Annotated in this window: 2 protein-coding genes; both read left to right on the top strand. The window is 73.3% G+C overall.

Features of this window, described 5'->3' with window-relative positions:
* Positions 1–570: phosphopantetheine-binding protein (locus AB0E96_RS40430; protein ID WP_359831756.1), on the top strand; the 570-nt coding region annotated here is incomplete at its 5' end.
* Positions 567–2243, top strand: a complete 1677-nt coding sequence (locus AB0E96_RS40425; protein WP_359831754.1) for a bifunctional 3-(3-hydroxy-phenyl)propionate/3-hydroxycinnamic acid hydroxylase — start codon at positions 567–569, stop codon at positions 2241–2243. The genes AB0E96_RS40430 and AB0E96_RS40425, both read left to right, overlap by 4 nt.
* Positions 2244–2351: the final 108 nt, after the last annotated feature.

The following is a 2351-nucleotide window of genomic DNA, read 5'->3' as shown; positions in this document are numbered from 1 at the left end:
GGCACGGCGGCCTTCGTCCCGGCGGTGCGGGCCGGCCGCCCCGAGGACCGGACGGTCCTCACGGCCCTGGCCCAGCTCCATGTGCGGGGCGCCGGCCTCGACTGGTCGGCGGTGTTCGCGGGCACCGGCGCCCGCGCGGTGGAACTGCCCACCTACGCCTTCCAGCACAAGTCCTACTGGCTCGAGTCCTCGTCCCCGGCGAGGTCTTCGACGAACGGCTCAACCGAACTCAACGAGGTCATGGTGGAAACGGAAATGGTGGAAACGGAAGCGGACGCGGCGATGGCGGAGGCGCTGAAGCAGCGGCTCGCCGGACTGCCGTCGGCCGAGCAGGTGCAGGTGCTCCTGGAGCTGGTGTTCACGCACACCGTGGCCGTCCTGGAGCAGCCGAACGCGGACGCGCTGGAGGCGGACTCCCCCTTCTTCGAGGTGGGCTTCAACTCCCTGACCGCGGTCGACCTGCGGAACCGGCTGAACGTGGCGACCGGCCTCGACCTGCCGGCCATGCTCCTCTTCGACCAGCCGACCCCGCAGATGCTGGCCGAGCACCTGAAGGAGCAGCTGGCATGAGCGACTTCGACACGAACGCGGGCGGCGCCGCCCGGGCGACGACGCCGAACGCCGAGGAGACCGCCGACGTCCTGATCGTCGGGTACGGCCCGGTCGGCCAGGTCCTGGCGATCCAACTGGCCCAGCGGGGCTGGCAGGTCACCGTCGTCGAGCGGTGGCCGGAGCCGTACCGGCTGCCGCGCGCGGTGGCGTTCGACGGCGAGGCGGCCCGGATCCTGGCCGCGGTCGGGATCAGCGACAGCTTCGACCGGATCGGCGAGTCCTCCCGCGACTACACGGTGACCAACCTCGCCGGGGACATCCTCTTCCGGCTCGACGTCGACGACCTGCGGCGCAACGGCTGGCCGGACTCCACGTCGATGTACCAGCCCGGGCTGGAGGCCGCGCTCGCGGAGCGGGCCGGCGACTTCCCCAACCTGAGGGTCCTGCGCGGCCAGGAGGCCGTACGGCTGGAGGAGCGCGGCGATACCGTCGAGCTGACCACGGTCGAGCACGGCACCGGGAACCGGCGCCTCCTCCGCGCGCGCTGGGTGGTGGGCTGCGACGGCGCCAACAGCTTCGTGCGCGGAACCTTCGAGCCGGACTTCACCGACTTCGGTTTCCAGCACGAGTGGCTGGTGTGCGACGTGGTGCTCCACGAGCCCAGGGAGTTCGAGCACAACAACCTCCAGCTCGCCGACCCGATCCGGCCCAGGGTCGCCGTGTCGGCCGGGCCCGGGCACCGGCGCTGGGAGTTCATGCGGATGCCGGGGGAGAGCTCCGAGGAGTTCAACACCGAGGAGACGGCCTGGCGGATGCTGGAGCTCTGCGACGTCCGCCCGGAGAACGCCACGCTGGACCGCTTCACCTCCTACGTCTTCCAGGCCAGGCTCGCCCACCGGTGGCGGTCCGGGCGGGTCCTCCTCGCGGGCGACGCCGTGCACCTGATGCCGCCGTTCGCCGGGCAGGGCATGTGCTCGGGTCTGCGCGACGCGGCCAACCTGGCGTGGAAGCTCGACCTCGTCCTGCGGGACGGCGCCGACCAGCGGCTGCTCGACAGCTACGACGCCGAGCGGCGCCCGCACGTCAAGAACGCCATCACCATGTCGGTGAACCTGGGCAGGGCGATCTGCATGACGGATCCGAAGGCCGCCGCCGACCGGGACACCGTCATGATGGCCAGCCGTCAGCGCGGACTGGGCCTGGCCCGCCCGCAGACGGTGCTGGAGACCCTGGTCGACGGCTTCCTGCACCGGGACGGGGCCGGGAAGCCGGTGGCGCCGGCCGGGAAGCTCGGCCCGCAGGCGCGGGTGGCCGAGGGCGAGGTGACCGACCGCTTCGACTCGGTGGTCGGCACCGGCTTCGTCCTGCTCACCACCGAGGAGCCGGACGGCCTGCTCGACGCCGGGCAGCGGGAGCTGCTCGACTCGCTCGGCGGCCGGGTGGTGCGGCTGCTGCCGGCCGGCACGACGCCGCCGCGGCGGGGCGGGGTCGGCGAGGGCGGCGAGGGCGGCGACCGGGTCGTCGTCGACGTCGACGGCGTCTACCTGTCCTTCCTGGCGGAGCTCTCGGCCTCGGCCGTCCTGGTCCGCCCCGACTTCTACGTATTCGGCGCCGTCCGGGAGCGATCGCAGCTCCCGGCGCTGCTGTCGAGCCTGCGCGAGCAGCTCTCGCCGGCCGTCGTCGCCGCCTGAGCACCGCCACGGCACCGGCACGGCGCCGCCACGGCACCGGCACGGCGCCGCCACGGCGCCGCCACGGCACCACTACGGCACGGCCACGGCACCCCCCACGGCCGCGGC

The organism is Kitasatospora sp. NPDC036755, assembly GCF_040636595.1.
GTDB lineage: Bacteria > Actinomycetota > Actinomycetes > Streptomycetales > Streptomycetaceae > Kitasatospora.
Note: the sequence above shows the minus strand (reverse complement) of the source record. Positions and strands in the feature narration are given on the sequence as shown.